This window comes from Haloglycomyces albus DSM 45210, assembly GCF_000527155.1.
Taxonomy (GTDB): domain Bacteria; phylum Actinomycetota; class Actinomycetes; order Mycobacteriales; family Micromonosporaceae; genus Haloglycomyces; species Haloglycomyces albus.
In genome coordinates, this window is the sequence record NZ_AZUQ01000001.1 from 162,520 (window position 1) to 179,421 (window position 16,902).

A 16,902-nucleotide genomic window follows, 5' to 3' on the forward strand; every position below is an offset into this window, starting at 1 on the left:
GCCGAAACAGACGACGGCCCCTGACCGCGAATCGTCGATCCGCCGCTACGCCGGACTCAGCCGACCCTCTTAGCCGGCGTGATCGATAGCGACCGAACGCAATACGGCCACCAGGTCGTTGGCGACCGATTCGGCCACCGCCACCTCGGACGACTCCACCATGACACGCACCAAGGGTTCGGTTCCGGAGGGACGCAACAGCACACGTCCGTCGTCTCCCAACTCGTCCTTCCAGTGCGCCACCCTGTCGCGTACCGGTTCGGCGTCCATGATTCCCTTGTCCTCCACCGGAACGTTGATCAACACTTGAGGTGCGGCAGTGTAGATTTCCGCCAGCTCCCGCAGCGAACGCCCCGTCTCCGCCATCCGCGCCAAGAGCAGAACGGCCGTCAAAGAACCGTCACCAGTGGTGGCATAGCGCGGCACCACGATGTGCCCGGACTGCTCCCCTCCAAGGGACAGGTCGGATTCGATAAGGCGTTCCAGAACGTAGCGGTCACCGACCTTGGTGGTTTCCAGTGCGATTCCTTCACGCTGCATCGCCTGGTGAAGGCCGAGGTTACTCATGACCGTCGCAACCAGGGTGTTCTTGTTGAGCTGCCCGCGTTCCTTCATCGCGGAGGCGAGGACGGCCATGATGGCGTCTCCGTCCACCACCTCCCCGGAGGCGTCTACCGCGAGACACCGGTCGGCGTCCCCGTCCAAGGCGATGCCCAAGTCGGCCCGGCGATCCGCGACCTCACGCCGCAGGCCGTCGATATGGGTGGATCCGGCGTTTTCATTGATGTTGAGTCCGTTGGGATCGCCGTTGACAACCGTCACGTGCGCCCCGCAAGCGCGCAGGATATCGGGGGTGACGGTAGCGGCGGCACCGTTCGCGGGGTCGAGAACGACCGAAAGCGACGACAGAGATTGATCGCATGTGGACACGACATGATCGATGTAGCGTTGACGCGCACCGGAGTCCCTCGTGACAGCACCGAGCTCTGAGCCTTGCGGGCGGGGCAACTCCACGTCCATCGCCGACTCGATCGCGTCTTCGACATCGTCGGGCAACTTGCGTCCCCCGGCGGCGAAGAACTTGATGCCGTTGTCGGGCATCGGATTATGGCTGGCCGAAATCATGACTCCGAAGTCCGCACCCAGCACGTCGGTGAGATAGGCGGTCGCGGGCGTGGGAACGACACCTACGTCCACGACGTCCGCGCCTGCCGAACTCAACCCCGCCACCGAGGCGGCCTTAAGCATACCGCCGGACAGGCGTCCGTCGTCGGCAATGATCACTTTGGGCTTGGTGCCCTCCGAACCGCGCAAAACCGTCGCGGCGGCCTCACTGAGCCGCAAGGCCAATTCGGGCGTCAACGTCGCATTGGCGCGCCCCCGCACGCCATCGGTCCCAAACAATCGAGCCACCATTCAACCTCATTCACTACTCGGTGACATTGTGTACGTCATTGTATTCAAGTCGATATTGGAAACGGATTCGAACACCGACCGTCTCCTCGTCCCTGAACGGTCGGCCCGAAACCACGTTTTACCTGGTACATTCGCCGAACCGGTGACCTGTTACCGGGTGTTCGGCCCCAATAAGCAATCGAGGGGTTATCGCTGTCCGTTCCGCCCGAACCCAGATTCGGATCGGTGGGAGAACAGCGATAACCCCTCGATGTCGGCATCTCCGCGGATGACCCGGAAATGCTCAACGCCCCGGACGACAGTGTCGGCCACCGTACGCTGACGGTGGCCACGGCCCGGCACGGACCCGGCCGTGCCTTTCCATACCACTGTCCGAATGGGACATTTAGCGCTTCGAGTATTGCGGCGCCTTGCGGGCCTTCTTGAGACCGTACTTCTTGCTTTCCTTCTCACGAGCGTCCCGAGTGAGGAAACCGGCGCTCTTCAGCGCACCACGCAGGTTGGGGTCGATTTCAACCAGGGCGCGGGCGACGGCCATGCGCAACGCGCCGGCCTGGCCACTGGGGCCACCGCCGGTCAGGTTGGCGAGAACGTCGTACTGCTCCAGCGTCTCGGTGAGAGTGAGCGGATCGGTGATCGTCTGCTGGTGGACCTTACTCGGAAAGTAGTCGTCCAGCGACTTCTTGTTCGCGGTGAACTTGCCGGTTCCCGGTACGAGACGAACCCGAGCGATGGCCTGCTTACGGCGACCGACGGTCTGCACCGGACGGTCGGTGGGAACGGCGGGGACGGTGGGAACGGCAGGAGCCGCTGCCACGTCGGCCGGAACCTCGGCCGCGACTTCTTCGGTGACTTCGTTCTGATCAGTCATTTAATATGCTCCTTAGCCCCGCGCCTACTGCGCGACCTTCGTGATCTCGTACTGCTTGGGCTGCTGGGCCGCGTGCGGGTGGTTCTCCCCCGCGTACACCTTCAGCTTCTTGAACATGGCGCGACCAAGCTTGGTCTTCGGCAGCATGCCGCGGACGGCCTTCTCAACGACCTTGTGCGGAGCTCTTTCCATGAATTCAGCGTAGGATTGTTCCTTGAGACCGCCCGGGTAACCGGAGTGGCGGTAGGCTTTCTTGTCCCGGAGTTTGTTACGGGTCAACACGGCCTTTTCCGCATTCACGATGATGACGTAGTCACCCATGTCGGTGTTAGGCGTGAATGTGGCCTTGTGTTTTCCCCGGAGGATTTGGGCTGCGTGTGTCGCTAGCCGACCCAACACTACGTCGGTAGCGTCGATCACGAGCCACTGCCGGTCGATGTCGGCCGGCTTAGGGCTGAACGTACGCACAGGCTTACCTAGCTTTCGTTGTCAGTGTGGAACGAACCCCCCGGATCGGGAGGCCGCCTGGATGTCGGTCTACAGGGTGCGGCCTGTCATGACGACCGAGATCCGTCGGACAGCGCCGGGAGGACATCGCCTCTCACGGCACTCGCACAACGGCGTCCAGTCTACTTGACGCTGTGAACCAGCGAGGACGCAGGTGGAGTGATGTTGGCTACGCGAAACCGGGATCCCACCCGGCCCGTGCGCGACCGCAACGGACGCAGCGAAATATTCGTCGAGGATGTCGTAGGCCGTCGCTAGTATGGCGTTCCCGGGAAAACGACATACACCTCAAAGTAGAAAGAGCACACATGAGCGGCGCAATCGTCGACACCGTCGGCAATGAAACGGAAACCAGCCTGGCCTACCTACGGCAGCAACGTGAGACGTTTCGCTTCATCGTGCACGGCCTCACCAAGGAGCAGCTGCGTTCCACACCCACCCAGAGTGAAATGTCGCTGGAGTGGCTGCTCACCCATATCGCGACGGTGGAGAACAACTTCGCCCAATTGATCGCGACCGGAACAGGCGACGCGATCATGGCGTCCCTGACGGCCGAGAAGAAGGAGGAAGAGCGCGACGTCGATACCCTCCTGGACGCCATTACCGCGCTGGGCGCCACGACCGACGACCTCGTCCGAGAGAAGGGTCTCGACCACGAGGTTCCCATTCCACCCGAGGTCCCCTGGTTCCCCAAGAACCGGACGCACTGGAACGTACGCTGGGTCGTCAATCACTTGATCGAGGAATATGCCCGCCACGCGGGACACGCCGACATGCTCCGTGAGGCCATCGACGGCAAAACCATGTTCGAACTCCAGTCGATGGTGGAAGGCTGGCACGAGCAGTACCTCGCCTGGACGGGCAACTGAAGCCGGGCCGGGACCGGCGGAACTCGCCGGTCCCGGCTGGGAATCAGGACTTCCGAGAAACCTCGGAGACCGGTAGGTACACCTTGCCTCCTTGATCCAGGAATTCCTTGCTTTTGTCCTCCATACCCTGCGCGGCGTATTCCTTCAGTTCATGGCTGATCTTCATGCTGCAGAACTTCGGTCCGCACATGGAACAGAAGTGGGCCGTCTTCGCCGGTTCAGCGGGAAGGGTCTCATCGTGGTACTGACGAGCCCGATCCGGATCGAGTGACAGATTGAACTGGTCTTCCCAGCGGAATTCGAAACGCGCCTTGGACAGCGCATCGTCCCAGGCCTGCGCCTGCGGATGTCCCTTGGCAAGATCAGCGGCGTGCGCGGCGATCTTATAGGCGATGACGCCCTCTTTGACATCGTCGCGATTGGGCAGACCCAGGTGTTCCTTGGGGGTTACGTAGCAGAGCATGGCCGTGCCGAACCAGCCGATCATCGCCGCCCCGATGGCCGAGGTGATGTGATCGTAGGCGGGAGCGATGTCGGTGGTGAGAGGACCAAGCGTATAGAACGGGGCCTCCGCGCAGATCTCCTGCTGCAGATCGACGTTCTCCTTGATCTTGTGCATCGGCACGTGGCCGGGGCCTTCCACCATGACCTGCACATCGTATTCCCAGGCGATCTTGGTCAACTCGCCGAGAGTGCGCAGCTCGGCGAACTGTGCTTCGTCGTTGGCGTCCGCGATGGAACCGGGCCGCAGACCGTCGCCCAGCGAAAACGCGATGTCGTACTTCGCGAATATTTCGCACAGCTCGCGGTAGTGCGTGTATAGGAACGACTCCTCATGGTGCGCCAGGCACCAGGCGGCCATGATGGAGCCGCCGCGACTGACGATTCCGGTAACGCGCTCGGCGGCCATCGGCACGTAACGCAGCAGCACACCGGCGTGAACGGTCATGTAGTCGACGCCTTGTTCGGCCTGTTCGATGATGGTGTCGCGATAGACCTCCCAGCTCAGTTTGACCGGATCACCGTCGACCTTCTCCAAGGCCTGGTAGAGGGGGACCGTGCCGATGGGCACCGGTGAGTTGCGGATGATGTGTTCGCGGGTGCGGTGAATGTGTTTACCGGTGGACAGGTCCATGACGGTGTCACCGCCCCACGTCGTCGCCCAGGTCATCTTGTCGACCTCGGCTTCGATGGAGTCCGATACCGCCGAGGTTCCGATATTGGCGTTGATCTTGGTGAGGAAGTTCTTCCCGATGATCATCGGCTCGGTTTCCTCGTGATTGATGTTGGCGGGGATGATGGCGCGCCCCGCTTCCACCTCGCTCCGCACGAATTCTGCGTCGAGCCCCTCGCGGATGGCGATGAACTCCATCTCAGGAGTCACCTGCCCCTTTTTCGCATAGTGCAGCTGAGTATTGCAGGTTTCATTCCGACCGCGCTCGTCGATCCAGGGGACACGCACCTTGTCGAGGCCCTTGACCACGTCGGAACCGGGCCCGGACGTGTCGTACAGACGAATCGGTTCCTCGTCACCGCCGAGGGCCACTTCCGCGAACGGAACGCGGATGTCGTCCCGGCTTCCGGTGACATAGACCTTTTTTCGGGATGGATGCATTGTTACTCTCCTTGTTGACTTGCGTGCTCTACGGGCCCGGGACCGGCTCCCAGCCGCCAGGAGGCGGCTCGGCGCAGCGCCCGGGTCAGGTATTTCTTGGCTCGGTCGATGGCTTGATACACATCACGTCCCATGGCCAGCTGCGCCGCGATCGCCGCCGACAGGGTGCAGCCGGTGCCATGGGTATTCGGTGTGGGGACGTAATCGGAACTGAAGGTAAAGACGTGATCGTCGATGTAAAGGAGATCGGTGGTACTGCCTTCACCGAGATGTCCTCCCTTCACGAGCACCGCCTGCGGGCCCCGGCAGGCGATCGCCTTGGCCGCCAACCGAGCGTCGGCCAAATCCGCGATCGTTCGCCCGCTGAGTCGTTCCGCCTCATCACGATTGGGCGTGATCAGCGTAGGGACGTCGGCAAAGGCGTACAGATACCGTTCGGCCTCCCCCTCGAAAAGTGCGTCTCCGCTGGTGGTCACCATGACCGGGTCGACAACCAGCTGAGGTAGCCGGCCTTTCCGCGCATAGTCGGCGACCACGTCCAGGGTGTCGACATCGGCGAGCATCCCGGTTTTCACCGCACGTACCCGAAAATCCGACAGCACGGCGTCCAACTGAGCGGCCACCGTTGCCGGACCGACCGATTGGGCGAAGCTCACTCCCACGGTGTTTTGTGCCGTGATCGCGGTCAGAACGCTGGTTCCGTGCATGCCGTGCGCCTTGAAGGTATGCAGATCGGCCTGAATTCCCGCGCCTCCACCGGAATCCGAACCCGCGACGGTGAGCGTTACTCCGGGCGTGGTCACAGCTCCGCCACCCCCTCTACGGGCGACGACGCCTGCGCCAGGAAACGTTTCGGTATGCGACCGGCATGGGCGGCGGCCCATCCGGCCTCCACGGCAGCGCGCATGGCATGTGCCATCAGTTCCGGGTTTTCGGCTCGCGTCACCGCCGTCGCCAGCAGTACGGCGGAACACCCCAGTTCCATCGCCTGCGCCGCGTCGGAGGCCGTTCCGATTCCCGCATCGCAAATGACGGGCACGGCGGAACGCTCACAGATCAGTCGCAGATTATGGGGGTTGCGAATCCCCAGACCGGTCCCGATGGGAGCGGCCAACGGCATGACCGCGGCACAACCGACCTCTTCCAAACGTTGCGCGATCACCGGATCGTCATTGGTGTAGGGCAAGACGGTGAATCCTTCGGCGACCAATTCCTCCGCCGCTTGCAGCAGTTCCACCGGATCGGGTAGGAGGGTGTCGGGATCGGATACCACTTCCAACTTGACCCAGTCGGTCTCCAAGGCTTCCCGCGCCAGACGAGCGGTGCGCACGGCCTGTTCGGCGGTATAGCATCCGGCTGTATTGGGCAACACCGATACCCCCAGCTTTTCCAGCGATTCGAGAAGACCGCCTGGACTACTCGGGTCGGTCCGTCGCAGCGCGACGGTGACCATTTCCGCTCCGGAGGCGCTAATGGCCTGTTCCAAGTGCGTCCGGTTCGCCGCTCCTCCGGTTCCGAGGATCAGTCGCGATTCGAATCGCCGTCCGGCAATGGTGATGGGCTCCATGCTCAACCTCCCTGCGTCGCAGTCAGGACTTCGACTTTGTCGTCGGGGCTCAAGGAAGTTCCCCAGCGGTGTTTGGGCACCACTTCCCCATTGACCGCCACGGCAATGCCTTTCGATGCCGTGGTGACCGCCCGGACGGCTTCCTCCACCGTTTGTATATCGTGATATAGATGTCCATTTAGCTCTATTTGCATGTGACTCTCCTAAATGAATCCAGGTGTGGGGCTATGGAAAAGCTCGACGATCTGGAATTAGAGGCGGGTAGCCCAGCGACCGGTCACGAATCTGTCGTCGGGTGTGACGGGAAAGTTCGGATTCCACGCACCCCAACGCAAGGGATCAAAGCTGCTGGGTGCGAGGGAACTGCTTCCGGACGCGACCAATTCCGACACGCTCGTCGCCGTAGCGGGAGCCAGCGCGATTCCGTGGCGATAGTGACCGGCGGCGACAATGGTGGTCTCGTCGACGTATCCGAGCAGTGGGCGATTGTCCGGGCCGGTCGGTCGATAGCCGACCGTCACTTCTTCCAAGCGGTATTCCCGTACCTCGGGTACCAGCGCGGCGGCGTACCGCAAGAGATCCAAGGTCGCCCCGGCGGTGCCGTGCCCGGGGTCGGTGATTTCGTCGGACGTTGCCCCGACCACCAGTTCCCCATTGAGACGTGGCACGAGATACACCGAGTTGTCATCCACAATCGACCTGACGGTGTGCCCGGGAAGGTCAGTCGTTCCCTTGAGACGCAACACGACACCTCGTACCGGTCGAATGGGAAGGTCAAAGGCGCGCGCCTGATTTCCCGTGGCGAGGACGACCCGATCGGCGTCCAACCGCCTGATGTCGTGAACGTCCTGCGGCACGAATTCGACCCCCGTACCTTCACACGCCACCCACAGGGCTCGCAGCACAGCGCGTGGGTCCACCGCCTGATCGGTAGTGACCAGGTGCGCTTCGCGACAGCTGGAACTGAGCAGAGGCTCGGTGCGTCGCAGGCGGCGAACACCGATCGTCTCCACCGGAAGCCGCAGGCGCTGATACAGAGTCACCTGCCGCCGAACCGCGGCGCGATCGGACTCGTTCCATCCCAAAAGGATCGTAGGATGAGCACGATAGGACAATTCTATGTCGCTCACCGCCTCAAGACGCCGAGCGAAATCGGGCCACTGCGAGACCGATTCCACGGCAAAGGGAACCAAATCCTCTTCGCCGAACTCGGCCTCCGTGACCGCGGCCAGCATTCCGGCCGCCGCATGAGTGGCCGCTCGTTGCGGTGACCCGTCGTAGACGGTCACGACGTGACCGTCCTCGGACAGCCGCCAAGCGGCGGAGAGGCCGATGATGCCTGCTCCGAGAATGGAAATACGCATCCGTTCAGCTCCTCCGTGAGGAGGACGCCGCGTGCCCCGTGTCGGCGGTACTCGGCGGCTGAGGAGGTACCGAGAACGTCTCTCCCACCGCATCGAGCAGCTCGGATGTGGCGCTTCGGACGTCCCTGGCACGGGAAACGGCGGATACGACCGCCACTCCGTGAGCACCGGCTGCGCGGCAGGACGCCGCACTGGCGGCGTCGATGCCGCCGACCGCGACCACGGGTAGTTCGACCGCGGTGCACACCGCCTTCAAGCCGTCGGTCCCCAGGGTTTCGGAAAGGCTGATTTTGGTCGTTGTCGCGTTGACCGGTCCGACTCCGAGATAGTCGGCACCGGCGCGGCGTGCCGCCCGCGCACTTTGCGGGCCACGGCAGGTCGCTCCGATCGTCAGCGTCGGATCGAGGATTCGCCGAGCGGCATCGACGGGGAGGTCGTCATCGCCGAGATGCACACCGTCGGCGCCGACCGCCTGTGCGATGTGGACGGAATCATTGATGAGGCACCAGGCCCCGGACTGTCGACACATTTCCATGAGACAGCGTGCCAAGTCGAATTCGGCGCGATCGGTGAAATGGTCCTCGGTGCGCACCTGGATGAGTCGAACGCCCGCGTCAAGCGCCGCCTCGGCAGTCTGAATCGGATTGGAATCGAGACGTGTGTCCGTAATGAGATGTAGCCGTGGCAATTGCGAAGTCAACCGCATAGCACCCTTCTCCCTTCGCCAGTATTACCTGGATCAGGTCGGTACGGTCAGGACTACCCAGTCCAATCTCAGCCCGATGCATCGGGCCCCCGTGAGTTCACTGTTCGATTATCACTGTACGGCACGTACGGTTCATACGCCAGTACCGAACACGTTTCGTCGTGAGTGAGACAACAGCACCGAGGCATGCGCAGCGTGTCAGTCGCGCGATACCCGCAGGACGCGGTAACCCTTGGCGCTGGCGTGCTTGTCAACCGCCCAGCCCTCCGAGGCGAGCCACTTCGCCAGAGAGTCCCCGCCCAGGTGCTTGGAAACGACGAGCCAGGCGACCCCGTTGGGACGCAATCGCGGCAACCACTCGCTCAAGAGCCGATGCAGGCTTTCCTTACCGATCTTGATCGGGGGGTTCGACCAGATCTCATCGAAACGAACCTCGGCGGGCACCTCGTCCACCGACCGCACGTACACCGTCCCTTCGGAATCGGACGTGTTTCGCCGAGTCAGGTCCAAGGCACGCTCATTGACATCGACCGCCCACACCTGCGCCTGTGGGTTCTCGGCCAAAACGGCCGTAATAGGGCCGTATCCACACCCCAGGTCCAGATACGTCCCACCTCCGTCCGGTGGGGTGACTTTCCCCAGAAGCACGTTCGTTCCGGGATCCAGGCGACTTCCCGAAAAGACCCCCGCCGAGGCCACCAACTCATAGGAACGTCCATCGACGTCAAAGGAGACGGTTCGTTCGCGGTCGGTCGAGGTCGGCTGCGCGGAAAAGTAATGTTCGGGACCGTCATCGGGTTGCTCTACGTTCGACACCCGGTGATTATGCCACTGGAGCGATCGGCCGTCGCATGCGGAGAGCGTCGCCGTTTTCCCGGATACGTGTCGCACGCCACTGCTAACGATTCCGACACGCCGACCGTTCATGTTTCCGCACCGTAATCCCCATACAAACTCACCCCGACGAGGGAAAATCCTCCGTACTCGGCTCCTGCGGGGCTATTCTCCGAAATATGCCACACGCTCCATCTCCGTTCGGCGTACCTGACGTCGATAGAACACCGGGCCAACGACAGGCGCCTTCGCAGCGCCCGGTGGCCACCCGCGGCACTTCACTTCCGGAACACACTCCGACCGCTCGTTTGGCCCCGGACGACCTCCCCCATCCGCTCACTCCGGAAGAGGAACTGGAGGAACACCTCGACGAAATACACGCGTCCCGTCGCCTTCGCCGCGCGGCACGAAAGGCCAGCGTCCGTACGCGCCGGTGGACCAAGATCCTGGCTGTCGTCTCCGGTCTCGCCGTCACGGCCGGCTGTCTAGCGGGGACGTATATCGTATTGCAGGAGAAGGAAAGCGGTCCGCCCTCGCAACCCCTGGCCGCCGTCCCCCAGGGAGACGACGGAGGTGAGACGGCCGAAGAGGGATCGATGCTCGACCATGACCCCAATGACGTCGTCGACCCCATCGCCGCCCGCGACACCGACCCCGACCCCCTCACCGTCGATGAACTGTTCGGGCCCGAAGTGTTGACACCCAACGGATCGGAGCGGGGATACACGGTCATCGGCCAGGAGAACCTGAAACCCTGCACAGAGGCGGTGATCGGGGATTTGGCCGACCTCGTCGAGCAATCCGCCTGCACCCAGACCGTGCGCGCGACCGCCCGCTCTGACAGCGGCGACTTCCTCATCACCCTTGGAGTCATGAATCTGTCCTCGGACACCGAGGCGGAATCGATCACCGAACAGCTCAACAACGATCTGGAAGGGGGGTTTTCCGCCTTGCGGGTGGACGGCATGAGTTCCGACCTCGGACGGTCCGACACCATGGTCGGCTACAGCACCTACGGCCACTACCTTCTCTACGCCGTGGTGGGACGTTCCAACGGTGAAGCGCTGAACGAGGAAACCGAAGCCGTCCGCACCATAGTGAACGACCTCGTCGATACCTGGCTGGTCGACCGGCTGCTTCCCCGCCGAGACCTGGACGGTGAGTGAACGAGCCGCGTTGGGCCCGCATCTGTCTAGTACGACACACCACCCTGGTCGTATCCCGACGGGACCACGTAGACTTGACCTCTCTGAAGGGGAGTAGCTCTTCGCCAGACTGTCGACATACTGGCCTTCCGGCCCGGCACCTGGAGCGGGAACCACGGTTTCCGCCAGCGAGACCTTCGGTCGCAGTGTGATGCCCGCTGCCGTGCCGAAGTCGTCTTGTGTTTGATCCTCGGCACGGCCCAACCGAGCAAGGATCCATCATCGATATCACCGCAGCAGCCGTTGTATTCGGCCTCATCTTCATCGCGGAAATCCCCGATAAAACCACCCTGGCCGGGCTCATGTTGAGCACCCGTTTTCGCCCGATCTACGTGTTCCTCGGAGCGGCGGCCGCCTTCGTCGTCCACGTGATCCTGGCCGTGAGTGCGGGAAGTCTGCTGACCCTGCTTCCGCAGCAACTCCTGTCCATCGTGGTAGCGGCCCTGTTTCTCATTGGGGCGGTCACGCTGTTCTTCCATAAGGACGACGACGAGGCCGACGCCGCCGACGAAACGAAGACCCCTACCGGAAAGTCGTTCTGGAAAGTGGCCGGGATGAGCTTCAGCATTATTCTGGTCGCCGAATTCGGGGACATGTCACAGCTGATGATGGCCAGCTTCACCGCCCACTACGGACATCCCTTGTCCGTCGCGCTCGGCGCGGTATTGGCGCTCTGGACGGTCGCCGCCCTGGGAATCATGGGTGGACGCACTCTCGTGAAGTTCGTACCGATCGGAGTACTCACCAAGATCGGGGCCGGGGCCATGGCTCTACTGGCCGCCTACAACCTCTACGAGGCCTTCACCTGACACATGGCGCGTACGGCGACGAGGAGGCCGTCATCCTTCGTCGCCCGCTTGGGCGTTGGGTGCTTCAGGGGAGTTCTGCTCCGTCAGGGTCCGAATTCGTCGGGTCGTATGCACACGTTCCGCCCAGCGTGCCGGATCGTCGGAGTAATACACCTCCACCAGAGTCAGCCCCTTCGGCCCAACCACATGCACATCGTTGGCCCGTTGATCCACACGCAGCAGGGAGGCGAGCCAGTCTTCGTCCCGTCGCCCGTCTCCCACCGCAAGAGCCGCGCCTACCAGCGATCGCACCATGGAATGGCAGAAGGCATCGGCCCGGACGGTGGCCACGGCCGTTCCATCGGCGTCCCGCTCCCAGTGGTAATCCAATAGGGCACGGATCGTGGTCGCCCCTTCCTTACGTTTACAGAACCCTACGAAATCGTGCTCCCCCAGCAGCCGTTCGCAGGCGCGGTTCATCCTGTCGACGTCGACCGGGCGGGGCCACGGCAGGGTGTCGATGCGGCGCAGCGGGTCGACCCCCCAGGTGTGATCGGACACCCGATAGGTGTAGCGACGCCATTCGGCGGCGAAGCGGGCGTTGAAGACCGGGTCGACCTCTTCGGCGCGAGTAACGCGGACGTCAGCAGGGAGAATCCCGCGCAATCGCCACAACAGTTTGGGGCGCAGTTCTTCCCATTTCGCTCGATTCACGTCGACGTGTACGACTTGACCGGTAGCGTGTACCCCGGCATCGGTACGTCCCGCGACGGTGAAGTCCTCCAGCTCGCCGAACAACAGTGTCAGGGCCCGTATGACCTCGGCGGCCACCGTGGGGCGCTGAGGCTGCACCGCCCAGCCGGAATAGGCCGTCCCGTCGTATGACACCCGCAAGCGCAGACGAACCTGATCCATGTACCGTCTCCTTCTTCCCCAAAGAAAAAACAAAGCCGCACACCCGGGTTGGGTGTGCGGCTTGAATGTTAATCGGTCCGGTGGTTAGTCCACCAGCTCGATGATCGCCATCGGCGCGTTGTCACCTTTGCGGCGACCCGCTTTGATAATGCGGGTGTAGCCACCGTCGCGGTTGGAGAACCGCGGCGCGACCTGCTCGAAGAGGTCGTGGGTGATGTCCTTGTTCCGCAGCTTGGCCAGAGCCAGGCGACGGTGATGCAAGGTACCTTTCTTGCCATAGGTGATCAGGCGTTCCGCGTAGGGACGCAGACGACGCGCTTTGGTGAGCGTGGTCGTGACGCTGCCGTGTTCGAACAGCGACGCCGCCAGCCCAGCGAGCATCAGTTTTTCGTGCGCCGGAGAGCTTCCCAGGCGACGGCCCTTAGTCGGAGTGGGCATTCTTAAACTCCCTTGGTCTGTAAGCTCTAGCGTTTAGAGCTGTTCGGTTTCGCGAAGGTCATCGCCGTCGTCTTCGAAGTCATCGATTTCGTCGGCCGGAGCGGAAGTGGTGACCGGAGCCCCGTTGGGGTCGTAGGTCGAAGCGGCTTCACTGTAGTCGAAGGTTCCAGGTGAGTCCTTCAGACCCAGTCCCATGCCGGCCAGCTTCATCTTCACTTCGTCGATGGACTTCTGTCCGAAGTTGCGGATGTCCAGCAGGTCGGCTTCAGTGCGGTTGATGAGGTCGCCCACGGTGTCCACACCCTCGCGCTTGAGGCAGTTGTACGACCGGACGGTCATGTCCAGGTCCTCAATCGGCAGGGCGAGATCGGCGGCCAGCTGCTGGTCGGCGGGCGACGGTCCGACGTCGATGCCTTCGGCCTCCACGTCGAGTTCCCGGTAGAGACCGAACAGTTCCACCAGAGTCGATCCCGCTGAAGCCAGCGCCGTACGCGGCGTGGTCGAGGACTTGACCTCTACGTCGAGGACCAGCTTGTCAAAGTCCGTGCGCTGTTCCACACGGGTGGCCTCGACGTTATAAGCGACCTTGAGCACCGGAGAGTAGATCGAGTCGACCGGGATACGGCCGATCTCGTTGCTGTCGCTCTTGTTCTGGACCGCCGACACGTATCCGCGTCCACGCTCCACCACGAACTCCATGTCGATACGACCGGTGGAGTTGAGGGTGGCCAGCTTCAGATCGGGGTTGTGAATCGTGACCCCGGTCGGAGGCTGGATGTCTCCGGCGGTGACGTCACCCGGGCCCTCCTTGCGGAGGTACATGGTGATCGGCTCATCGCTCTCGGAGGAGACGCAGATTTGCTTGACGTTCAGCACGACCTCCACGACGTCTTCTTTCACGCCGGGGATCGTAGCGAACTCGTGCAGGACGCCATCGATTTTGATGGAGGTAACCGCCGCGCCCGGAATGGACGACAGCAAGGTACGACGCAATGAGTTCCCGAGAGTGTAGCCGAAACCAGGCTCGAGCGGTTCAATGGTGAACTTCGCACGGGTCGAGTTGACGACGTTCTCGGTCAGCGTCGGTCGCTTTGTAATCAGCACTGTTTAAAATCCTTCGGTAAGGGCACCCACTATATGATGCCTTCCAAACGCTTTACTTCCGCTGCGGCTCAACATTGTGAAGAGCGACAGCTAAATTTTTCCCTGAGGTCCCGTTAGACGCGACGGCGCTTCGGGGGACGGCAACCGTTGTGCGGCTGCGGGGTCACATCAGAGATCGATCCGACTTCCAGACCGACGGCCTGAAGCGAACGGATCGCGGTTTCGCGGCCCGAACCGGGACCCTTGACGAAAACGTCAATTTTGCGCATCCCGTTGTCCATGGCACGGCGCGCTGCGGCCTCGGCTGCCATCTGCGCGGCGTACGGCGTGGATTTACGCGAGCCCTTGAAACCAACTTGCCCGGAGGACGACCAGGAAACAACCGCACCGGACGGGTCGGTGATCGACACGATGGTGTTGTTGAAGGTAGAACGGATGTGTGCCTGGCCTGCGGGCACATTCTTCTTTTTAACGCGGGTGTTCTTCGCGCGCGACTTCGGTGGCATAAAATTCAGCGCTCCTTAATGCCTAACGGGCCTTCTTCTTACCGGCGACGGTCTTCTTCGGACCCTTACGGGTACGAGCGTTCGTGCGCGTGCGCTGACCGTGCGCGGGCAGCCCATAGCGGTGACGCAGACCTTGGTAGCAACCAATCTCGATCTTCCGACGAATATCGGCCTGAACTTCGCGGCGCAGGTCACCTTCGACGGTGAAGTTGGTTTCGATGTAGTCACGCAGTTTGACTACGTCTTCTTCGGTGAGGTCCTTAACGCGCGTGTTCCTGTCGATGCCGGTGCCCACGAGAGCTTCCAGCGAGCGCGTACGCCCAACACCGTAGATGTAGGTGAGACCGATTTCAACGCGCTTGTCGCGCGGAAGGTCCACCCCAGCGAGGCGTGCCATATGGCGTTCTCCTTGTTTTTTCGGAGGTCTGACCGTTACTGCCTCACTTCGGAGAGAAGGTGAGCCTCGGCCTCCGAGCCGAGGGCTGTGGTCGACGGTGTCCCCATCGCCCACAAGTAACGGTATTCTTGCTGTTTTTGCGTCCGGTGAGATCTAGCCTTGACGCTGCTTGTGACGCGCGTCCGACGCGCAAATGACCATGACGCGTCCGTGACGCCGGATCACTCGGCAGCTTTTACAGATCTTCTTGACGCTCGGTTTTACTTTCACGAGCCCTACTTATCAACTAGTAGTAGTCCGGTCAGCGATAACGGTAGACAATCCGACCGCGTGACAGGTCGTACGGCGACAGTTCCACAACCACTCGATCCTCGGGGAGGATTCGGATGTAGTTCTGTCGCATCTTGCCGCTAATGTGGGCAAGTACTTTGTGGCCGTTATTGAGCTCCACCCGGAACGTTGCGTTCGGAAGGGCCTCTATAACCTTGCCTTCAATCTCAATGGCACCGTCTTTTTTCGGCATGTCCTCCGCTACCGTGACTACTCGGATCCGTACATGGACACACGTGTCATCTCTATCCGGCACTGCGGGACGGGATCCCGGTGAGAGCGGGGAGAAATAGGCACGTGTAGTGCGGCTTGATGAACAGATTCCAGGTGGAATTCAACCACCCCGGAGCGCGTGGGTGAGGTTGACCGGAATCATGTCAACAGATAGGCTGCACCATTTAGCAATACTACTCCCATTGTTTTGGGGGAACTATCGGCCTATCGGTGATTGTGCTTACGCCTACACTCCAGTGACGATACATCACGGCACCCGTGAGTTTCGGGGCGCACATGCCGAAAAAGCCCGCCGAATTCGATTCGGCGGGCTTTGCGAGTATAGATCTACTTGCTGTAGAACTCCACGATGAGCTGCTCATCGCAGACCACGGGGATCTGGGAGCGCTCGGGCACCGAGACGAAACGAGCGATCAGCCCGTTGAGGTGCGCTTCAATGTAGGACGGAGTCTGGCCTTCGGCGGCCCACTCGCCGGCTGCGGCGGCTTCGAACGGAGTAGTCTGACGGCTCTTGGCCTTGACCTGAACGAAGTCACCGGGGCTGAGGCGGTAGGACGGGATGTCGACCTTGCGCCCATTGACGGTGAAGTGTCCGTGGTTGACGAACTGGCGGGCCTGGTAGATCGTGCGGGCCAAACCGGCGCGCAGCACGAAGGCGTCCAGGCGGGATTCCAGCAGCTGAATCAGGACTTCACCGGTTTTTCCGGACTTACGGGTCGCTTCTTCGTAGGCGCGACGAAGCTGACGCTCCGAAATGTTGTACTGGGCGCGAAGACGCTGCTTCTCAGTCAGCTGAGTCTTGTAGTCCGACTCTTTGCGACGCCCACGGCCGTGCTGCCCCGGAGGGTAGGGACGGCGTTCCATGTACTTGGCCGCCTTCGGGGTCAGCGCGATCCCGAGTGAACGGGAGAGCTTAACCTTTGGCTGAGGTTGCGGCATTCGGTCCTCCTGAGAACACAAAAATACGGGCCGTCGTAAAGATGGCCTCGTGACTTAAACGATTGTGGGTGACGGGCGTTGGTGCCCATCTGTTCTAGAGAGCAATCGGATCAGCCCCAGCCGCGGAAAGCCGTTCCGATAGAACTGTGTCAGCCTAGCACTGTTACGGAGGCTTCCACCACCTGCCCGCCGGTGACGTCGTGCCCCTCACAGCAGGACAACGCCTGGACCACCTTTGGGGATCACCGGTCATTCGGAACAATGCGCCAAATCCACCCTGTTGGGAGTTTATGGTTA

The 16,902-nt window shown here is 61.8% G+C and carries 20 protein-coding genes, 1 pseudogene and 1 riboswitch; of the genes and pseudogenes, 3 read left to right on the plus strand and 18 right to left on the minus strand.

What is annotated here, in order from left to right:
• Positions 1-69: 69 nt before the first annotated feature.
• The 3 genes from glmM to rplM form a co-directional block, all read right to left on the minus strand.
• The gene (glmM, locus tag HALAL_RS0100830; protein WP_025272173.1) at positions 70-1,413 is read right to left on the minus strand and encodes a phosphoglucosamine mutase; all 1,344 of its coding nucleotides are present in this window, start codon (positions 1,411-1,413) and stop codon (positions 70-72) included.
• A gap of 388 nt (positions 1,414-1,801) precedes the next feature.
• Positions 1,802-2,287 carry a 30S ribosomal protein S9 gene (gene rpsI / locus HALAL_RS0100835; protein ID WP_025272174.1) on the minus strand — a complete coding sequence of 162 codons (486 nt, stop codon included), beginning with the start codon at positions 2,285-2,287 and terminating at the stop codon, positions 1,802-1,804.
• A 24-nt stretch (positions 2,288-2,311) separates the two neighbouring features.
• A complete protein-coding gene (gene rplM, locus HALAL_RS0100840; protein WP_025272175.1) occupies positions 2,312-2,755 on the minus strand; it encodes a 50S ribosomal protein L13 in 444 nt (147 codons plus the stop codon).
• A 347-nt stretch (positions 2,756-3,102) separates the two neighbouring features.
• Between rplM and HALAL_RS0100845 the strand changes: the two genes are divergently transcribed.
• Positions 3,103-3,663, plus strand: coding sequence for a DinB family protein (locus HALAL_RS0100845; protein WP_025272176.1), 561 nt, complete (start codon positions 3,103-3,105; stop codon positions 3,661-3,663).
• 43 nt (positions 3,664-3,706) lie between these two features.
• Here HALAL_RS0100845 and thiC read toward each other — a convergent pair whose 3' ends face one another.
• From thiC to HALAL_RS0100880, 7 genes are all read right to left on the minus strand, one after another.
• Complete coding sequence (gene thiC / locus HALAL_RS0100850; RefSeq protein WP_025272177.1) at positions 3,707-5,278, minus strand: phosphomethylpyrimidine synthase ThiC; 1,572 nt, start codon at positions 5,276-5,278, stop codon at positions 3,707-3,709.
• A gap of 2 nt (positions 5,279-5,280) precedes the next feature.
• A complete protein-coding gene (gene thiD / locus HALAL_RS0100855) occupies positions 5,281-6,081 on the minus strand; it encodes a bifunctional hydroxymethylpyrimidine kinase/phosphomethylpyrimidine kinase (RefSeq protein WP_025272178.1) in 801 nt (266 codons plus the stop codon).
• Positions 6,078-6,845, minus strand: a complete 768-nt coding sequence (thiG, locus tag HALAL_RS0100860) for a thiazole synthase (RefSeq protein ID WP_211240406.1) — start codon at positions 6,843-6,845, stop codon at positions 6,078-6,080. Before thiG ends, thiD begins: the two co-directional genes overlap by 4 nt.
• Before the next feature lie 2 nt (positions 6,846-6,847).
• Positions 6,848-7,039, minus strand: a complete 192-nt coding sequence (gene thiS / locus HALAL_RS0100865; RefSeq protein ID WP_025272180.1) for a sulfur carrier protein ThiS — start codon at positions 7,037-7,039, stop codon at positions 6,848-6,850.
• Between the two features lie 57 nt (positions 7,040-7,096).
• Positions 7,097-8,209, minus strand: coding sequence for a glycine oxidase ThiO (thiO, locus tag HALAL_RS0100870; RefSeq protein ID WP_025272181.1), 1,113 nt, complete (start codon positions 8,207-8,209; stop codon positions 7,097-7,099).
• Between the two features lie 4 nt (positions 8,210-8,213).
• Positions 8,214-8,915 carry a thiamine phosphate synthase gene (gene thiE, locus HALAL_RS0100875; protein WP_084471791.1) on the minus strand — a complete coding sequence of 234 codons (702 nt, stop codon included), beginning with the start codon at positions 8,913-8,915 and terminating at the stop codon, positions 8,214-8,216.
• A riboswitch (TPP riboswitch) is annotated at positions 8,909-9,018 on the minus strand. It overlaps the preceding gene by 7 nt.
• A 95-nt stretch (positions 9,019-9,113) precedes the next feature.
• Positions 9,114-9,731 carry a class I SAM-dependent methyltransferase gene (locus HALAL_RS0100880; RefSeq protein WP_029767152.1) on the minus strand — a complete coding sequence of 206 codons (618 nt, stop codon included), beginning with the start codon at positions 9,729-9,731 and terminating at the stop codon, positions 9,114-9,116.
• Positions 9,732-9,928: 197 nt separating this feature from the next.
• Between HALAL_RS0100880 and HALAL_RS0100885 the strand changes: the two genes are divergently transcribed.
• Positions 9,929-10,915: a hypothetical protein gene (locus HALAL_RS0100885; RefSeq protein WP_156937541.1), complete on the plus strand. Its 987-nt coding sequence runs from the start codon at positions 9,929-9,931 to the stop codon at positions 10,913-10,915.
• Positions 10,916-11,172: 257 nt separating this feature from the next.
• Positions 11,173-11,763 carry a TMEM165/GDT1 family protein gene (locus HALAL_RS0100890; RefSeq protein WP_025272185.1) on the plus strand — a complete coding sequence of 197 codons (591 nt, stop codon included), beginning with the start codon at positions 11,173-11,175 and terminating at the stop codon, positions 11,761-11,763.
• A 30-nt stretch (positions 11,764-11,793) separates the two neighbouring features.
• Here the strand turns inward: HALAL_RS0100890 and truA are convergent, their stop codons facing one another.
• The 8 genes and pseudogenes from truA to rpsD all read right to left on the minus strand — a co-directional run bounded on the left by truA (position 11,794) and on the right by rpsD (position 16,605).
• Complete coding sequence (gene truA, locus HALAL_RS0100895) at positions 11,794-12,657, minus strand: tRNA pseudouridine(38-40) synthase TruA (protein WP_025272186.1); 864 nt, start codon at positions 12,655-12,657, stop codon at positions 11,794-11,796.
• 87 nt (positions 12,658-12,744) lie between these two features.
• A pseudogene (rplQ, locus tag HALAL_RS0100900) lies at positions 12,745-13,095 on the minus strand (50S ribosomal protein L17); the annotation flags it as partial.
• Positions 13,096-13,128: 33 nt separating this feature from the next.
• A complete protein-coding gene (locus tag HALAL_RS0100905; protein WP_025272188.1) occupies positions 13,129-14,199 on the minus strand; it encodes a DNA-directed RNA polymerase subunit alpha in 1,071 nt (356 codons plus the stop codon).
• A 113-nt stretch (positions 14,200-14,312) separates the two neighbouring features.
• Complete coding sequence (rpsK, locus tag HALAL_RS0100910) at positions 14,313-14,705, minus strand: 30S ribosomal protein S11 (RefSeq protein WP_025272189.1); 393 nt, start codon at positions 14,703-14,705, stop codon at positions 14,313-14,315.
• A gap of 22 nt (positions 14,706-14,727) precedes the next feature.
• Positions 14,728-15,102, minus strand: a complete 375-nt coding sequence (gene rpsM, locus HALAL_RS0100915; RefSeq protein WP_025272190.1) for a 30S ribosomal protein S13 — start codon at positions 15,100-15,102, stop codon at positions 14,728-14,730.
• Positions 15,103-15,255: 153 nt separating this feature from the next.
• Positions 15,256-15,372, minus strand: a complete 117-nt coding sequence (gene rpmJ, locus HALAL_RS17920) for a 50S ribosomal protein L36 (RefSeq protein WP_084471792.1) — start codon at positions 15,370-15,372, stop codon at positions 15,256-15,258.
• 31 nt (positions 15,373-15,403) lie between these two features.
• A complete protein-coding gene (gene infA / locus HALAL_RS0100920) occupies positions 15,404-15,625 on the minus strand; it encodes a translation initiation factor IF-1 (RefSeq protein ID WP_025272191.1) in 222 nt (73 codons plus the stop codon).
• A 368-nt stretch (positions 15,626-15,993) separates the two neighbouring features.
• Positions 15,994-16,605 (minus strand): 30S ribosomal protein S4, encoded by a 612-nt coding sequence (gene rpsD, locus HALAL_RS0100925; RefSeq protein WP_025272192.1) that lies wholly within the window; start codon positions 16,603-16,605, stop codon positions 15,994-15,996.
• Positions 16,606-16,902: the final 297 nt, after the last annotated feature.